General features: G+C 62.2%; 13 protein-coding genes. 5 read left to right on the top strand and 8 right to left on the bottom strand.

Annotated features, from left to right (window positions below; all coding sequences use genetic code 11):
- Window positions 1–48: 48 nt before the first annotated feature.
- A complete protein-coding gene (locus J7U39_RS05380; RefSeq protein ID WP_210630813.1) occupies window positions 49–1,434 on the bottom strand; it encodes a hypothetical protein in 1,386 nt (461 codons plus the stop codon).
- A gap of 191 nt (window positions 1,435–1,625) precedes the next feature.
- Between J7U39_RS05380 and J7U39_RS05385 the strand changes: the two genes are divergently transcribed.
- Together J7U39_RS05385 and J7U39_RS05390 are read left to right on the top strand one after the other, a co-directional pair.
- Window positions 1,626–2,201: a transglutaminase-like cysteine peptidase gene (locus J7U39_RS05385; RefSeq protein ID WP_210630814.1), complete on the top strand. Its 576-nt coding sequence runs from the start codon at window positions 1,626–1,628 to the stop codon at window positions 2,199–2,201.
- Between the two features lie 68 nt (window positions 2,202–2,269).
- On the top strand, window positions 2,270–2,668 hold the full coding sequence (locus J7U39_RS05390; protein WP_210630815.1) for an ester cyclase: 399 nt from the start codon (window positions 2,270–2,272) through the stop codon (window positions 2,666–2,668).
- A 20-nt stretch (window positions 2,669–2,688) separates the two neighbouring features.
- Here the strand turns inward: J7U39_RS05390 and J7U39_RS05395 are convergent, their stop codons facing one another.
- Window positions 2,689–3,060 (bottom strand): hypothetical protein, encoded by a 372-nt coding sequence (locus J7U39_RS05395; protein ID WP_210630816.1) that lies wholly within the window; start codon window positions 3,058–3,060, stop codon window positions 2,689–2,691.
- Window positions 3,061–3,371: 311 nt separating this feature from the next.
- On the opposite strand from J7U39_RS05395, the gene J7U39_RS05400 reads away from it, so the two are divergent.
- Together J7U39_RS05400 and J7U39_RS05405 are read left to right on the top strand one after the other, a co-directional pair.
- The gene (locus tag J7U39_RS05400; protein WP_210630817.1) at window positions 3,372–3,773 is read left to right on the top strand and encodes a hypothetical protein; all 402 of its coding nucleotides are present in this window, start codon (window positions 3,372–3,374) and stop codon (window positions 3,771–3,773) included.
- Between the two features lie 214 nt (window positions 3,774–3,987).
- A complete protein-coding gene (locus J7U39_RS05405; protein WP_210630818.1) occupies window positions 3,988–4,695 on the top strand; it encodes an isoprenylcysteine carboxylmethyltransferase family protein in 708 nt (235 codons plus the stop codon).
- Window positions 4,696–4,873: 178 nt separating this feature from the next.
- On the opposite strand, the gene J7U39_RS05410 is transcribed toward J7U39_RS05405, so the two are convergent.
- Together J7U39_RS05410 and J7U39_RS05415 are read right to left on the bottom strand one after the other, a co-directional pair.
- On the bottom strand, window positions 4,874–5,404 hold the full coding sequence (locus J7U39_RS05410) for a gamma carbonic anhydrase family protein (protein WP_210630819.1): 531 nt from the start codon (window positions 5,402–5,404) through the stop codon (window positions 4,874–4,876).
- A gap of 10 nt (window positions 5,405–5,414) precedes the next feature.
- The gene (locus J7U39_RS05415) at window positions 5,415–6,110 is read right to left on the bottom strand and encodes a fumarylacetoacetate hydrolase family protein (RefSeq protein ID WP_210630820.1); all 696 of its coding nucleotides are present in this window, start codon (window positions 6,108–6,110) and stop codon (window positions 5,415–5,417) included.
- 272 nt (window positions 6,111–6,382) lie between these two features.
- Here J7U39_RS05415 and J7U39_RS05420 point away from each other — a divergent pair, with 272 nt between their 5' ends.
- Window positions 6,383–7,135, top strand: a complete 753-nt coding sequence (locus J7U39_RS05420) for a nucleotidyltransferase domain-containing protein (RefSeq protein WP_210630821.1) — start codon at window positions 6,383–6,385, stop codon at window positions 7,133–7,135.
- Between the two features lie 566 nt (window positions 7,136–7,701).
- Here the strand turns inward: J7U39_RS05420 and J7U39_RS05425 are convergent.
- The 4 genes from J7U39_RS05425 to J7U39_RS05440 all read right to left on the bottom strand — a co-directional run bounded on the left by J7U39_RS05425 (window position 7,702) and on the right by J7U39_RS05440 (window position 15,648).
- A complete protein-coding gene (locus tag J7U39_RS05425) occupies window positions 7,702–8,682 on the bottom strand; it encodes an SDR family oxidoreductase (protein ID WP_210630822.1) in 981 nt (326 codons plus the stop codon).
- A gap of 171 nt (window positions 8,683–8,853) precedes the next feature.
- Window positions 8,854–9,411 carry a DUF308 domain-containing protein gene (locus J7U39_RS05430; protein WP_210630823.1) on the bottom strand — a complete coding sequence of 186 codons (558 nt, stop codon included), beginning with the start codon at window positions 9,409–9,411 and terminating at the stop codon, window positions 8,854–8,856.
- A gap of 553 nt (window positions 9,412–9,964) precedes the next feature.
- Window positions 9,965–11,932, bottom strand: coding sequence for an adenylate/guanylate cyclase domain-containing protein (locus J7U39_RS05435; protein WP_210630824.1), 1,968 nt, complete (start codon window positions 11,930–11,932; stop codon window positions 9,965–9,967).
- Complete coding sequence (locus J7U39_RS05440) at window positions 11,932–15,648, bottom strand: FecR domain-containing protein (protein WP_210630825.1); 3,717 nt, start codon at window positions 15,646–15,648, stop codon at window positions 11,932–11,934. Before J7U39_RS05440 ends, J7U39_RS05435 begins: the two co-directional genes overlap by 1 nt.
- Window positions 15,649–15,756: the final 108 nt, after the last annotated feature.

Raw genomic sequence — 15,756 nt, forward strand, 5'->3', positions numbered from 1 at the left:
TCTGCCGGCCAGCGGACTGGCGCGGGCAGACCGCCTCAATCGTTCCGATCAGTTTTTGCCGGAACCGCCCTTGCCGGCGCCGTCATTGCCGCTGCTGCCCGCGCCGTCGTTGCCGCCCTTGCCGGCACCATCATTGCCGCTGCTGCCCGCGCCGTCGTTGCCGCCCTTGCCGGCGCCGTCATTGCCGCTGCTGCCCGCGCCGTCGTTGCCGCCCTTGCCGGCGCCGTCATTGCCGCTGCTGCCCGCGCCGTCGTTGCCGCCCTTGCCGGCACCGTCATTGCCGCTGCTGCCCGCGCCGTCGTTGCCGCCCTTGCCGGCGCCATCATTGCCGCTGCTGCCCGCGCCGTCGTTGCCGCCCTTGCCGGCACCGTCATTGCCGCTGCTGCTCGCGCCGTCGTTGCCGCCCTTGCCGTGGCCGTGATCTTCCCCGTCCTTGCTGCCGCCGTGATGGTCTTTTCCACCCTTACCGGGTTCGTCCTTGGCGTGGTCGTGATCCTTCCCGCCTTTGCCGCGGCCGTGATCATCGTGGTCCTTGCCGCCCTTGTCGCCTTTGTCGCCCTTGTCGCCCTTGCCGCCCTTGTCGCCTTTGCCGCCCTTGTCGCCTTTGCCGCCCTTGTCGCCTTTGCCGCCCTTGTCGCCTTTGTCGCCCTTGCCGCCCTTGTCGCCCTTGTCGCCTTTGCCGCCCTTGTCGCCCTTATCGCCCTTGCCGCCCTTGTCGCCCTTGTCGCCTTTGCCGCCCTTGTCGCCCTTATCGCCCTTGTCGCCCTGGTCGCCGCTGCCGCCCTGGTCACCGCTGCCGCCCTGATCACCGCTACCGCCCTGATCACCGCTACCGCCCTGATCGCCGCTACCGCCCTGATCGCCGCCACCGCCCTGATCGCCGCTGCCGCCCTGATCGCCGCCACCGCCCTGATCGCCGCTGCCGCCCTGATCGCTGCTGCCGCCCTGGTCGCCGCTGCCGCCCTGGTCGCCACTGCCGCCCTGGTCGCCGCTGCCGCCCTGATCACCGGTACCGCCCTGATCACCGCTACCGCCCTGATCGCCGGTACCGCCCTGATCTCCGCTACCGCCCTGGTCGCTGCTGCCGCCCTGATCGCCGCTGCCGCCTTGGTCGCCGCTGCCGCTTTGATCGCCGCTGCCGCCATTTTGGCCGACGTCTTTACTGTCCCCGCCATTGCCACCGTTGCCATTGATGGCGTGCGAGCTGGTGCTGGAAGTCTTCTTGCCACCGGCGTCATGGCTGCTGCGATCCTTATCGTTCGGACCGAATTTGCTGTCGGTCTGTACTGTCCGCGTGGGCATGCACAGCCTGTATTCGAGGGTGCCGCGGACTGCGGCCTTGCAGTTAACGACTGTGGGGGCTGCCGTCGCCAAGCTGCTGCTTGCCAGAAGGGACGCCACAGCGAGGCTGAATTTTGCTGCTCTGCTGATCATTTCACTCGTCTCCCAAGGTTAATTAACCGTTAATGGGGAGAAGACTTATACTAACAAGGGATTAACATGAAGAATAAACAATGGTTAATCTGTTTCTATCGCCAAATAGAGTTAAATTCGCAAGTATAAAATTTTAATAAATTTTTATACTGGTCGTGATATTTTCCCATTACGAACAGAAGGAATCGGCCATGAAGCGTCTCCTTTCTCTTGCGATATTTTTGGTAATTGTTCCGCATTTTCAGGCAGTTGCGGGATCATCGCTGCCCGTGACGCGAAGCATCGGCGCACCGGTGGGATTCGCTGCGGCCTGCGCCAAGTACAAGTGGCTGTGCGGCAGGACGGTGGCGCAACAGTTGGACGAGCAGGCGGGAATAGCGCTTCTTCAAAAGGTCAATCGTGCCGTAAACGGACGTATCGTTTCGGCGGAAGATCGCTCGTCATCCGGAAATGGGGATGTCTGGTCACTGCCAGCTGCCGGCCGTGGCGACTGCGAGGACTATGCGCTGCAGAAGATGAAGGACTTGATCGAGGCGGGTTTTCCATCGAACAGGCTGGCGCTTTCCGTGGTGATCGGACCGCATGATCAGAACCACGTCGTTCTGATTGCCCGCACGGCCGGCGGCGATTATGTGCTCGACAATCTGACCAGCACCGTGAAGCCCTGGCGCACGACGGGTTACACGTTTTTGGCCACCCAGGATTTCCAGTCGCGCACAGGCTGGCGCGTGACGCTTGCCGGTCCCCGCGCCGGCGAGTTCTCCTGAGCTGAAAGCCGCGAGTCGGCGCGTTCGCCGCCGCTGCCGAATGCTTCAGCCGAGCAAGGAATTCGTTCGTGACCAAAGCCGAACTTGCCGATCTTTACCGAGGCTACATCGCCTGCCTGAACCGGCAGGACTGGCCCGATCTCGGCCAGTTCGTCGACGAGGATGCGGTCCGTAATGGCCGGCGGCTTGGACTTGCGGGCTATGTCGCCATGCTGGTGCGGGATTTCGATCTGATTCCCGATCTTTCTTTCAATGTGCTAATGCTTCTTATAGATCCGCCTTACGTTGCCTGCCGTCTGGGCTTCGACTGTTCGCCGAAAGGAAAATTTCTCGGGCTGGATGTGAACGGCAGGCACCTTTCCTTTACCGAAAACGTGATCTACGAATTTCGCGGCGGAAAAATCATCGAAGTCTGGTCGGTCATCGACAAGGCGGCGATCGAAGCTCAGCTTGTGGACGGGCTGTGACACGGCGGAGCGGGACTTCGTCAGAGGATGGCGACGCGCTCGCCGAAAGGCGTATCGTCGTCGAAATTGCGGGTGCCGATCCGCTCGCTTTCACCAGACAGGAGCGGCTGTTCCGCGTCTTCGCCGGCCTCTTCCCCTTCGCCCGATCGCGCATGCCCATGCTGCTTTCGTGGATGCTCCTCGTGGTCGACAAGCAGATCCGCATGCGGAACAAGAGTGCCCGCACCATTCGTCTCCGCGGCTCCCTTGGATGCGTGCTGATCGGCCGTGATCTGCGACTGGCGGGCGGCAACCCAGGCATTGTCGGGTTCCGAGCCGATCGAGGTGCTGATGCCGACCTTGGTGGGCTCGGACGCGGCCGTGGAGGAGATGCGGTTGACGGCTTCGACCATGGGGCACTCCTGCTGGTGTGAACCGGCGGACCAGTTGAGCCGTCATCCGACGGCTGATTGGCCGATCCAGGTTTCATATATTGGGCCTCAACGGGAAAACGCAAGGCGGCTTGGCTGCCCGCTGGAAAAGGCGGAATCGGGTGCAAAGGCAGGAAATTCGACGATGGATTGCATGGCCAGCAAGCTGCCTGGCGCGTGCAAGATGTAAGAATCAGAAACACTTTGTGACTAAGCTACTACAAAAGCTGCACTTTTTGACTTGCGAGGCAAGTAGAGATGACGGATATTGCTCTCATGTTGAGGACGCTCTCATGATCCGAATGATAGAAGACCCTGCCGAACTGGCTGGCGAAGACATCACTGGCAAATATATTCTCCGGAAGCTGAATTATCATTGGTTCGCCTACGGCAAGGCGGCCATCGTGACCGCCTGTAAAGGCACGATCCTCCATCTCGATCGGGAGGAAACGGTGTATTCCGAGCGCTGGGGCCGTCGTGCCTACACGGGGACCGGTAAGCGTTATCCCGGCGGCATCTGTCCAATTTCGGCGGTTGCCTGTGTTTGCGATACCCCTGATGACGTCAATGCCGTCATTCAGCTGGATGTGGAAGCACAGGACGAATTCTATCAGCTGATTGCCAAGACGGAAGCCAAGGTTCGGGCGCTTGCCGCTTCGTCGGGCGAGAACCAGTTCTTGGAAGCGGCCGAATAGGCGTTTTTCAGCAATATCCAATCCTGCCGCAACGGCAGTCTCCGGCCACGCAACTGCGGAAACAATGACGCCTGTTATCGGGGCGGTTTCATTTGCCGTCTCGCCACGGGTTGTTGCGCGCGTTTCACTTCCTAAATCAGGCGTAGGACAGTCAGACTTTTGCGGCCGCTGCCGACAGCAGAAGGCGCTTGCCCGGTGGAACGGAAAAACGGTCATGACGCAGGAACACAGCCGGCCGCGTCGCTCGTTTGCGGCGGCGCCGTCGCTCGGATCGCTCGCGATAACCGTTGCAGTGATGATTGTCGCACTGTTCTGGCCCGCCGGCACGTTCGCCTGGCCGCGCGGCTGGATCTTTCTCGGCCTCTTCGTGGCGCTGACAGCAATCGCGCTCGTCTGGATCTGGCGGACGAATCCGGAGTTGTTTGCGGCGCGTAGCCGATATCAGAAGGGAACCAAGCGCTGGGACGCCGTGGTCGCGACGCTGACGATCATTCTCTTTGCCGCCATTCTTCCGGTCGGCGCGTTCGATGACGGCCGTTTCCACTGGGCGCCGCAACCCTGGTGGGTTGTTGTCCTCGGCTATCTCGTGATGAGCGCGGGCTATCTCGGCCTCACCTGGGCACAATCGGTCAACCGGCATTTCGAGCCGACGGTGCGCATCCAGACCGACCGCGACCACAAGGTGATCGACAGCGGCCCCTACGCCGTCATCCGCCACCCCGGCTATGCAACCGCCATTTTGCTCGCCGCCGGGACAGCGCTGTCACTCGCGTCGATCTATGCGTTGATCCCCGTGGGGCTGCTCGTCGTCGTGCTCTTTGGCCGGACGCTCGGAGAGGAGGCGGAGTTGCGCAAGGGGCTTGAAGGATATGCGGAGTATATGGAACGGGTGCGCTGGCGGTGGATTCCCGGTGTTTGGTGAGCAGTTTCAAGCGCCTGTGACCGGTCCTCGTCCTTCGAGGCTCCGGCCCTTTCGCCTGCGCATCCGAGGATGAGGGTTGATCAGTATGCCGTGTGGCCGGGCCTGCGCGAAGTCCGAGGTTGCCAGCCAGCCGCTAGGCTTGCTTTCCGATGAGGGCCGCGAGGGCTGCCACCGGCAATCACGCAATCAACCTGAGATCCCGCCCGAACCGCTGCCAATTCGCCACATAATTTTCCGCCGAGCGGCGAATACCCTCGACAGCCGCCTCGTCAAGCACCCGCACCACACGGGCGGGTGCGCCGACGATTAACGAGTTGTCAGGGAATTCCTTGCCCTCCGTCACCAGCGCATTGGCACCGACGAGGCAGTTGTTGCCGATCTTGGCGCCGTTGAGAATGGTCGCACCCATGCCGATCAGCACGTTGTCGCCGAGCGTGCAGCCGTGGAGGATGGCGTGGTGGCCGATGGTGCAGCCCTTGCCTGTCGTCAGCGGAAAGCCCATGTCGGTATGGGCCATCACCCCTTCCTGGATATTGGTGCCGGCGCCGATGGTGATTTTCTCATTATCGCCGCGCAGCACCGATCCGAACCAGATGCCGACATTCTCGCCGAGTTCGATATCGCCGATCACATGCGCATCCGGCGCGATCCAGTGGAGGCCGGCGGGCGGCAGTTTCGGCATCAGGCCGCCGAGGGCGTAGACGGGCATGGGTCTCTCCTCAGACAATGTCGACGGAGAGCATCGCGACGCCCTCGATGCCGCAGGTGATGCGGTCGCCCCTGGCAACCGCGCCGACACCGGCCGGCGTGCCGGTCATGATCACGTCTCCGGGCGCCAGTACGAAGAGCTTCGACAGTTCGGCGATGATCTCCGGCACCTTCCAGATCATCTGGTTGAGGTCGCCGTCCTGGGCGCGCCTGCCGTTCTGCTCCAGCCAGATCCGGCCGTCGGCGGGATGGCCGAGGCGGCTCGCCGGCACGATCGCCGAGAGGGGGGCGGAATGTTCGAAGGCCTTGGCGAGTTCCCAGGGACGGCCGAGCTTCTTGGCCTCGCCCTGCAGGTCGCGGCGGGTGAAATCGATGCCGACGGCATAGCCGTAGATGCAGTCAAGTGCATTCGCGGCCTGGATGTTCGCACCGCCCGATTTCAACGCCAGCACGCATTCCACCTCGTAATGCACGTCGTTCGACAGCGGCGGGTAGGGGAAGGCATTGCCAGGCGGCAGCAGATTATCGGCGTTCTTCTGGAAGAAGAAGGGCGGCTCGCGGCTCGGATCATGACCCATCTCGATCGCATGGTCGGCATAATTACGCCCGACGCAATAGACGCGGCGCACCGGAAAACGCTCGTCGCTGCCATCAACCGGCAGCAAAACCGGTGCGGGACGCGGAATGACGGTGGCGGGATGGGGCATGGCGGGGCTTCCTGTTCAACGAGTCTTAGGCTCATCTTAGACGGAAAACAGTGTCGCGGGGAAGCGTGCTTGGCGGATTGACGCTGTTGCCGGCGGGCGATAACTTACGTCCATGAGCAGGATTTTCGCAGTCTCCACGACGTCTACGACCACCGCTTGGCGGCGGGTGGCAGACGCGTGAACTGAATTCCGTTCATCGCAGAAGACACCAACCCGCCGGAAACGAGCGGGTTTTTTGTTGCCGCTCGTCTCCCGCATTCGAGGACGAGAACATGGACGATATCGGGAAACAAATTGTTGCCGAGCGGACGCTTGCCGCCGCCTGCCGCTCTCTGGCCAGCCGTTATGCCGGGGCCGCCTTCGCCTATGTTTCCGGTTCCATCATGCGCGGTGAGGGGACCGAGTTTTCGGACATCGATCTCGTCGTTGTATTTCCGTCGCTCGAGCGGGCCTGGCGGGAATCCTTCACCGAAGACCGTTTTCCGGTCGAAGCCTTCGTCCATGATCCGCAGACGCTGGCGTTTTATCTCCATCAGGATGCGGAGGGCGGCTGTCCCATCATGGTCCATATGGTTGCGACGGGCAGCATCGTCGGGCCTGACATCGAGCGTGCGCGGTTCATCCAGGCGAAGGCGGCGAGCGTTCTTGCCGCAGGGCCGAAGCCTCTCGATGGCCCGAGCTACGATATGCTGCGCTATCAGGTCACCGATCTCGCCGATGACCTGCGCGGCCACCGCCCGCCTGAAGAGATTGCCGCCATCGCCGCGCTTCTCTATCAGAAGCTCGCCGATTTGATGCTGCGCGGGCGCGGCGCATGGGCTGGTCGCGGCAAGTGGGCGCCGCGGCTCCTGCGGGAGCTCGATGTGGAACTGGCAGCAGACTTCGATGCCGCGTTCAGACTGGCGGTGCAGGGTGACGGCGCCCGGTTCCTGGCTCTCGCCGATCGGGAAATTGCCCTGCATGGCGGGCGCTTTTTCGACTGCTTCAGGCAGGAGGCTCCTGTGGAGGCGCGGCGGGGAGAATAGGCGCGAGCGGTGCGCCGGTGTCGGATGTAGGCAAGAAGCAGGGTTGCGCCCTGTCTTCGGGCTCCGGCCTTTGGCCTGCGCGCCTTCAGGATGAGGGATGTTGGAGGATGCCGCGCCTGATAAAAAGCGTTGGAGAATGCCGCGCGTTAAAACAGACGTTGGGCTATCGCGTGACAGCCTTGGAAGCCGATGCCTTGAAAACAGGGATAGCTTTCTTGAGCGTATGTCCTGAATTAGCGCGGGGGCCTATCTGGTGGGAAGGAAGGTTGATTATTATATCAGACCCATCAAGGGCTTGGAGGATGATTTCTACCGTGACGAAAAAGAAGCAATGAGCTGTGGGCCGGTTGATGTCACTGGTGGCGATCGTGTGGAACATTTCGGTCACTGTTACAGCTACCGCAGCAGGTGCCTATTTCGGCTGGTAAAGTCACGGGCTTGTGGGAGCGTTGGCACTTGGTCTTGTAGGGGTCGTGGTGGGAGGCCTCCTCCGTTCGCCCTCGGCCCTTTTGGAGATGCTGACTTAAATTCTATCTGACCTTGAGCCTCAGCCCTAAAGAGCAGACCTAACCAAGAGCACTCTGCTCTGCGCAAATCCTATCAATCAACGCATCCAGCTCCCCCTTCGGCGGGCGGCTCTTCGCCAGGCGCTGCTTGAGGTGCATGATAGAGTCGGCCAGGATTTCGTCCAGGCTCTCGGCGCAGGTAAAGTCGCCAGCCACGCGCTTGACCTTCGAATTGTCGAAGATCGCAGTCCAAGCCTTGTCGCCGAGGAGGGGGCCGATCCAATCCGGATTGTACTTGATCAGCGTGTCCGTCGGCACGTGGACGATCTTGGCCTCCACGCCGAGCAATCTTGCGATGGTCTTCTGGATATCGTTCCAGATGTGGGCGCGGTCCGAGGTGATGTGGAAGATTTCACGGAGCGCCGCGCGATTGCCGAAAAGGCCGATGAAAGGCACCGCGAAATCGACTGAGCGGGTGAGTGTCCATGGAGTGTGGCCGTCGCCGGCCACGATGATGGGGTCGCCGTCCAGCATGCGCCTAGCCATGATGTCGCTGTCGCCCATCATGATCGGCAGGCCGGTGCGGACGGTGTGGCTGGGGCGGACGATCGTCCATGCAAGATCACCGGATTTCCTGAGCAGTTCCTCGCAGGCGATCTTGGCCTGGCTGTACGGCCAGTAAGGATTGATCGCCGGGGTCTTCTCGGTGATCACGTAATGACGCGGCGGTTTTTCGTAGACCGAGGCCGATGAGATGAAGATATATTGGCGGCAATTTCCGGCGAAGACCTCGATGTCACGTGCCACCTGATCTGGCGTGAAGGCGATGAACTGGCAGACGACATCATAGTTCGCTTTGGCGAGATTGGCATAGGCGCTCGATCCGAGTTCCCCGACGATCGGGGTTACCCCGTCAGGCAAGGCTGTGCTTCTCAGGCCGCGATTGAAGACGCTGACATGATGGCCCTCGGCAACGGCGCGTTCGACGCATGGATGGGAGATCTGGCCGGTGCCGCCAATGAAGAGGACTTTCAAAGCCATGGAGTGACCTCAGGGCCTGTGGGCGGGATATGCGGTCACTCTTAATAGCCGGAAAGATGGGGGGCGTCTCCCCCAATCTCGTGTGCTGCCGAGAGCATGGGAGTGGCTGGTGCCCGACCCCCGCCGGTGGCGATGGATGCCCCGAGATTGCCGCCGTGTGGCCGGGGCCGTTTATGCACGTGCCTTGCGACGGACTGCGACGACGAGCCAGACCGAGGACAGCAGGAAGTAGAAGGCGCCGAACCCGGCATAGGGCACGATATCGAGGATATTCGGCGCGGCGGCGGCAAAGGACTGGCTGATCATGAAGCCGCCGGCAAGGGCCGATTGCGCGCCGCTCATGATCATGACCCATTGGGCGCCGTAGATGCGCCAGCGCCTGACGCCGGTATAGAGCTGCAACAGGCCGGAAAGGATCGCCCAGGCCCCGAACACGGTCAGCACCGCGTAGGTGCTGTGGCCGAGCGCGATGACGACGGCGAGGGCCGTGACGGTGCTGACGGCGACATTCAACGTCTGAGACGGGTTGGCCTGCAGGCCGCCATTGACCCTGGTGTCGACCAGATTGGCCAGCGCATCCCACAGGGGATAGATCACCAGCAGAAAGGCCACGGCGCTTGGCTGCCGGGCAAGGAGAATGGCGGCGGCAATCCAGATCACGGAGAAGGCGGCACGGATGAAATAATAGGATCTCAGCCAGTCGGACTGGGGGGAAGATTGAGTTTGCATCGGCAAATTCCTTTGTAATTGCCTTCCTACTAGTAGGTAAATAAAAACGAGAGTCAACGTCTCGGCCGCACACCTTCTTGTGATGCCGCGATGCACCGAAAGACTTGACAATCTATCTACCAGAAGGGAGGCGTTATCTCCCCGACAAGGGTGGAGATTGGCAAGTGGCCTGACCGTCGCTCCTTCCCAGCCGGCAGCGACAATCATGGTGCTTTAGTTGTTTGGGGAAGCCGTTACGCCCAGCCCATCTCCCCTCCTTGCGGGGGAGATGTCCGGCAGGACAGAGGGGGTGCCACGCGGCACGCCCATCCACTCCCACCTGAAATAGGCATCCCAGTCGCACAACGCCACTATACAGCAACGGCAACGTACAAGGATGAGGAGCGCGTTGGAGGATGCCGCGCCGAAGCTCAAGAGAGCCTCATCCTGAGGTCCCCGCAGGGGCCTCGAAGGGCGAGGCGGGTGCGCCAAGGCTGGATGGATGCAAAGGAACAGCGTTGGGGAAAACGAGCGGTTCCTGGAGGAGCATCTGTGCACAACTGTCGCTGCGCGATTACTCCCCGCCTTCCGTCAGCGCATCCCTGACGATCGCATAATAACCGGCAAGCTCGGGAATATCGGCAGACAGCTTGTCGAAGACCGGGTCCGACGGGGCGAGCGTGGCGGAATATTTGGCGTCGATGAAGGCCTGGTGGGCGGCCAGCGCTTTGGCGTCGGCTTTGTGAACGACGGTGAAGACGGGTGAGGGGGCGGTGCGGCCCTTGACGATGATGCGGTCGAGTTCGACGACGATATAGGTGTCAGCGACCAGCCTGGCGGTTTCTTCTCCGAGCAGCAGCGCCACGCCGTAATTCTTCGATGCGCCTTCAAGGCGGGAGGCGAGGTTGACGCTGTCGCCGAGGCAGGAATAGTCGAAGCGGCGGGTCGAGCCCATGTTGCCGACGATGCATTCGCCGGTGTTGATGCCGACGCCCATCTTCAAAACATGCGGCTTGCGGCCGAGTGCAGCCGCCTCCCGCTCCAGCTGCCCGTTCAGCCGGGAAATCGCCGACTGCATGGCGAGCGAGGCGCGCACGGCGTGAAGCGCATGGTCGGGGTCGTCGAGCGGCGCATTCCAGAAGGCCATGATGCAGTCGCCCATATATTTGTCGATCGTGCCGCCGTGATCCATCACCACGTCTGAAAGCGGCGTCAGCAGACGGTTGATCAGGCCGGTCAGCTGCTCCGGATCGTCCTTCAGCGTCTCGGCGATCGTGGTGAAGCCGCGTACGTCCGAGAACAGCACCGAAAGCGTGCGCCGCTCGCCGCCGAGCCTCAGCTGCGACGGGTCACTCGACAGGCGCTTGACAAGATCAGGCGAGATGTATTGGGCGAAGGCGCGGGTGATCTGACGCTTGTTGCGGCGCTCCTCGGCGAAATCGAAGGCGGCCTGGGCGAAGACGACGGAGATATAGGCGACGGTCGGGCCGAGCGGTGAAACGAAGACATGGGTAAGTCGGATGCCGGCGGCACTGACGGCCGCGAAGGCGAGGAGCGCCGCCGCACTGTTCACCACCGTCAGCCAGCCCGTTGAGCGCCAGACGGTGGCGGCGGCAAGCAGCACCGATACCAGGATGCAGGCGGCAACCGTCGGCAGCCGGCCCTCGGCGATCGATAGGCCGCCGCGGATATTGTCGTAGATCGTCGCCTGGATTTCGACGCCGGAGACCAGCTTGCCGGTGTGAACTGTATAGGGTGTGGCGAAGGCATCGACACCGCCCTTGTCGATGGCAGGTGCGTTCTGCAGGCTTAAGCCGACGAGCACGACGCGGTCCTTGAAGTAGCCCGGCGGCAACAGGTTCTTCGGGTCAAGCGCCTGGTAATAGGAGACTGTGGGATAGCTGCGGGCCGGGCCGAAGGATTGGATAAGCCGGCCAGCCGGCAGCGCTTCGGGCGCCACGCCCGAGACCTTTGCTAGCATCGCCGCGAAGCCATCCTCATAGCCCGGGATGCGCCGGAAGATGCCGTCGCCGCTCAGATCGATCGAGGCGATGCCGGTGACGGCGCCCGCTTCGATCATTTGCGGCAGGGGTGTCGCGCGGATCAGTTGCGAGGCCTGCGGCGTCTCGATCAGTGTCTCGTCGCCGGCCAGCACCACATCGGGGCCGACCGCCCTGGTGATCGCCGCGTCATTATCAGATGTAGAGGGTTCGGCCATGATGATATCGAGGCCGATCACGCGGGCGCCGGCGGCGCGCAGTTGGCTGATGAGCTCGGCATGCAGGCTGCGCGGCCAGGGCCACTGCGCATTGATATCGGCAAGCGAGGGTTCGTCGATCGCCACTATGACGGGTCCGCCGGGTGGCGGACGGGGGTCGTCGACGGTCGAGAGATAGTCGAAGCTTCTGAGCTCCAGCAGCAACCAGGCGGGCAGGCGCGACAGGAGCAAGATGGCGATCAGCGTGGTCAGCGATAGCACCAGCAGCCTGAGATGGCGGCTCCTGGTCTGCCTGGCCTGCAGGGGCTTGTCCCGCACCCGCATCAGAAGCGGACTTTGAGGGTGCCCTTGAACGCGCGGCCCCAGCCGGGCACGCCGGGCGTGATCTCGAAGTCCTCGTCGAGCAGATTATAGGCGGCCGCTTCCAGCTCCATGCGCTTGTCGAAGGGCTCCCAGACCAAGTGGGCGTCGAGGCTCCAATAATCGTCGAGTTTGGTGCCGAACCGATCGCCGTCGCGCTCGCCGATATAGTTGGCGGCAACCGTCGCCTTGACCTTGGCTTCGTTGACCCAGGTCAGCGCAATCTGTCCTGAATTCTGCGGTATGAAGGGAAGGGGGCCGCCGTAGATCGGTTCGAGCGGATCCCTGTTTTCCGAATCCATGTAGGCGTAGGTGGCGGAAAGGCCGAAACCATGGCCGAGCACGACGTTGGCGGTGACGGCAGCGCGATCGATGCGGCCGCGCGAGATCGGCAGACTCGTATCCGAGGGCAGCGAGATGAGCGGAAAATCGATCGAGAAATCATGCAGTTCCTGATGCTGGTACTCCACTGACGTGAAGAAACGGTCGGTCCATTCGGCATCCCACTGGAGGGCGACCGTATCCGTATAGCCTTGCAGATTGTTCGAAAACTGGTTCGCCTGCAGCCCAAGTACGCCGATCGGGGAAAGAGTCGGCACGGTGGTATCAAAGCTCTGACGCATGAAGGCAGCACGCAGCCAATGGTTTTCAACCGGCGCCCAGGCGAGACCGAAGCGCGGCTCCAGCCGGCTGATATCAATGCCGTCCCCCTCCATGCGCGTGGCGAACAAGGCGTATTCGCCCTTGAGATCGGGCGTGATCTCATGCAGCACATCGACATAGGCGCGGCCGATATCGATGGTATTCTCGGTACGATCGGGAGGAGCTGTCAAGCCCAGGAGCGTCGTATCGACGCTGCTGCTGGCATCCATCCAGCCGCCTTCGATGCCGTAGCGAAATGTCAAAGGTCCGGCACCTATGGAATGGCTCAAAGCGCCGATATAGGTATGAGATTCGATCTCCTGAGTGACGTTGGTAAAGGGAATGACGAAGGGAACCCCTGCGCCGATAAACACCGGGTCCACGTCGACATCAAGCGCGCTGTTCGTGGTCGATTTGCTTCCTGAATAAAGCAACGCTCCATTCAACACGTTTTCATAGGCAAACGTATGGCTCCAGCCGATGCCGGCATATGTGGTTTCTCGTGCGGTCTGCTCTGTTGTGTAGAGAGGCAGCGCGATAGGGACACGGAACAGGAGTTCCATGAACCCGGTGTTTGAGGACAACGCATTCAGGGTTCCATCGTTCTTGCCATGGTTGACGAAGGCTACTACGCGATCGTCAGGCGTGACTGTTGCCGTCAGATAACCGTTGGCGCCCAGCAGCTTGTTATCCGTCTGGACACCGCCGAAATCCCGGTAGTCGCGGTCGAGCGCCAGTTCTTCCCAGGTCAGATTGCCGTAGAAGCTGATCGGGATCGTCGCGTTTGAATAGCCTTGGATATCGGCTTCGCCGATGCGCCTTGTATGGCCGTCGACACTGTTGATGCCGCCGCCGAGCGAGCCTTCGATGAAGGGCACGTCGAATAGGGTTGCCGAGCGCGAGCGGCCGGAGAGCATGTGCGGAGAGATCAGCAGGCCCTGGATGAAGGATGAGTAGCTCGACGCGTTGCCGCGGTTCTGGATGATATTGTCGTCGCTGAAGTTCGTCGCGTTGACGAAAGGAAAGATGCTGCCCTTGATCGACTGATCGATATAGCCGCTGCCTTGGAAGGGATCGAAAACCGCATCGCCGTAATAGCGGCCCCAGGCATCCAGCCCCTGGAGCCGGAAGGCGTCGTTCAGCGTCGAGCCGGCGCTCGCATTGGCGCCGAGGCCGCTGTAATCGCCGCCGCGGGCGCGCGAGCGGCGCAGGAACTCCTGCGCGTTGCGGATCGCGCCGTCGGCGTCGTAATCGTCGATATCGACGGCAGTGCGGAATGCCGAGATAGCCGGATCGTTCTTGTCGAGGCGGTCGGCATTGTCGAGTGCCTGCTGGGATGGAATGCGGTCGCCCTTTTCGTAATGGGCGGCAGCGAGCATCAACTGCGACTGCGAATGCGCCGGATTGGCCGTGCTGGCGGCAAGCAGATCTTGCAATGCTTTGTCGCGCTCGCCGGTCTGCAGGTAATAGCGGCCGCGGGCGAGCAGGACGAGATCGAAGGATGGATCGAGGGCGATTGCCGTATCGATCTCGCGCTTGGCCTCCTTCATCCGCCCCTGGTCGAGATAGAGGATTGCCAAGTTCGCGTGCAGCAGCGGGTCCTGCGGATCGAGCTCGATCGCCTTCTTGAAGGCCTTTTCCGCTTCGCCATTGGCGTCGCGCGAACTCTCCAGCAGGCCGAGCGAATTCAGCGTGCCTGATGCGCCGGGGGCAAGTGCTATGGCGCGGTTCAGATCGGCAAGCGCGCCGTTGATGTCGCTCTGATAAACCACCTTGTAGCTCGCGCGAGCGGAGAGCGCCATCGGATGGTCGGGGTCGAGCGCCAGCGAGCGTTCGATCGCCTCCTTCATTTGTTCGCGGTCGTCGGTGAGCTGCGCCAGCTGGGCGCGGACCGCCGGCAGGGTCGGATCGTCGGGATAGCGCTGTTCGGCTTTCTTGATGATCTCGAGAGCTGCGCGCGGGTTTTGCAGGAAGCCGGCCGTATAGGCCTGCATGATGGCGCCGTAGGGGCCGGTGGTATTGGCCGGCGGCGGTTCGGCATGCTTCGGATCGGCAAGCGAGCGGGCGAAATAGGCGCCATATTGCGCCATGTTGCGGCGTGTCGGATCGAGATGCGGCAGGGCCCTCTGGAAGAGCTTGGCGGCATCGCCATAGCGCTTTTCAGAGCCGGCGATGGTGGCGTCGATCAGGTCGATGCGGGCCTGCTGGGCTGCCGTCAGCTTGCGGCCGCGGATATTCTCTAGTGTTGCGGCTGCGGCCTGGCGTCCGTCGAAGGCGCTCTGCACTTCGGCGAGTTCCAGCCAGTCTTCGGTGGTGCGGCGCTCCGGCGGCAGCGCCAGCAGGCGGCGGCGCTCCGTCGCCATGCGGTCGGCCCGCAATGGCGAGGTCGGCATCAGGTCGAAGCCGTCGCGCAGGTCCAGATAGAAGAGCATCTGCTCGCGGTCGTCGGGATTGACGCTGATGATCTTGTGCGGCGCCTGGCCGATGGTGGCGACTGCCCCTTCACCCTCGCTGACCTCGACGCTGCCCTGCGGGTTGGAGAGCGCCACGCGGCCTTCGAGCACGATCATCGAGGTCTTGGCGCCCTCGACAGTCATCGTCCAGTCGGTGCCGCGGATCGCGGCGGCGGCGGCCGGTGTTTCCACGGTCAGGCCCTGGCCGCCGCGCTCTGCGCGTGCCCAGATGGTGCCGGATTGGAGATTGAGCACCGTATCGCCGCTTGCGGCCATCTTCTTGACTTGCAGGGAGGAATTGCGGCCGAGTCGCACCTGCGTATGATCGGAAAAGACGATGGCGAGCTGGCCATTGGCATTGGTGCGCAGCACGTCGCCAGTCAACAGATCCTGGTTGATGTCAACGACGCGCCAGTCCGACACGTCGATGAATCGCACTTCCTCGCCGGTCTTTCGGGCGATCACCGAGCCGGCGACCGGCGTGGCGCGCGGCACGGGATCAGCCATCGCCGGCAGCCCGAAACCGGGCACGGCAAACGCAAGCGCCATCCCGATGCGACAGATGTTACTGGAATAACCCCGCATGTCCTCGACCCCATACCCCGCTTCCCCTTTGTCCGCGTAGAGTGGAAAAGTCAAGCATGTTGCACACGTGTTCTTGCTTTCGCCGAGGAGTGTAATATCAGGGAAACA

It is taken from the genome of Rhizobium sp. NLR16a (assembly GCF_017948245.1).
Taxonomy (GTDB): Bacteria; Pseudomonadota; Alphaproteobacteria; order Rhizobiales; family Rhizobiaceae; genus Rhizobium.

Excerpts from the sequence above, each read along its gene's own strand:
- J7U39_RS05380 (WP_210630813.1), bottom strand. The coding sequence starts at position 1,434 with ATGATCAGCAGAGCAGCAAAATTCAGCCTCGCTGTGGCGTCCCTTCTG.
- J7U39_RS05385 (WP_210630814.1), top strand. The coding sequence starts at position 1,626 with ATGAAGCGTCTCCTTTCTCTTGCGATATTTTTGGTAATTGTTCCGCAT.
- J7U39_RS05395 (WP_210630816.1), bottom strand. The coding sequence starts at position 3,060 with ATGGTCGAAGCCGTCAACCGCATCTCCTCCACGGCCGCGTCCGAGCCC.
- J7U39_RS05425 (WP_210630822.1), bottom strand. The coding sequence starts at position 8,682 with ATGGCTTTGAAAGTCCTCTTCATTGGCGGCACCGGCCAGATCTCCCAT.
- J7U39_RS05430 (WP_210630823.1), bottom strand. The coding sequence starts at position 9,411 with ATGCAAACTCAATCTTCCCCCCAGTCCGACTGGCTGAGATCCTATTAT.
- J7U39_RS05440 (WP_210630825.1), bottom strand. The coding sequence starts at position 15,648 with ATGCGGGGTTATTCCAGTAACATCTGTCGCATCGGGATGGCGCTTGCG.
- J7U39_RS05420 (WP_210630821.1), top strand. The coding sequence starts at position 6,383 with ATGGACGATATCGGGAAACAAATTGTTGCCGAGCGGACGCTTGCCGCC.
- J7U39_RS05400 (WP_210630817.1), top strand. The coding sequence starts at position 3,372 with ATGATCCGAATGATAGAAGACCCTGCCGAACTGGCTGGCGAAGACATC.
- J7U39_RS05405 (WP_210630818.1), top strand. The coding sequence starts at position 3,988 with ATGACGCAGGAACACAGCCGGCCGCGTCGCTCGTTTGCGGCGGCGCCG.
- J7U39_RS05410 (WP_210630819.1), bottom strand. The coding sequence starts at position 5,404 with ATGCCCGTCTACGCCCTCGGCGGCCTGATGCCGAAACTGCCGCCCGCC.
- J7U39_RS05435 (WP_210630824.1), bottom strand. The coding sequence starts at position 11,932 with ATGCGGGTGCGGGACAAGCCCCTGCAGGCCAGGCAGACCAGGAGCCGC.
- J7U39_RS05415 (WP_210630820.1), bottom strand. The coding sequence starts at position 6,110 with ATGCCCCATCCCGCCACCGTCATTCCGCGTCCCGCACCGGTTTTGCTG.